Source organism: Affinundibacterium flavidum (assembly GCF_014284175.1).
In the GTDB taxonomy this organism is placed as follows: domain Bacteria; phylum Pseudomonadota; class Gammaproteobacteria; order Burkholderiales; family Burkholderiaceae_D; genus Undibacterium; species Undibacterium flavidum.
This window is the reverse complement of record NZ_JACOGA010000094.1, coordinates 1-219: the sequence shown is the minus strand read 5'-3', so window position 1 is coordinate 219 and position 219 is coordinate 1. Positions and strand designations below refer to the sequence as shown.

The window sequence follows — 219 nt, the reverse complement described above, 5'->3', positions numbered from 1 at the left end:
TCGTACCTGCTGTGCGGGTGACTGTTAAATCAAAGGTTTCAGTCACTTCGTTGATCAGATCATCGGTGATCGGTGTCCGTACCAACACGCTTGTGCTACCTGCCGCAATCGTTGCGGTCGTCGCATTGCCCCACGTTGCGCCACCATCGGTGGACACTTGCAGATTAGTCGCTGTGGCGCTGCCGTAATCGGTACCACTGCCCGTTGCTGTACCGCCGC

The 219-nt window shown here is 57.1% G+C and carries 1 protein-coding gene; it reads right to left on the bottom strand.

Going from position 1 to position 219, the window contains the following annotated elements; all coding sequences use genetic code 11:
• A partial coding sequence (locus H8K55_RS21505; RefSeq protein ID WP_186944287.1) for a hypothetical protein occupies positions 1-219 on the bottom strand: 219 nt, incomplete at both ends.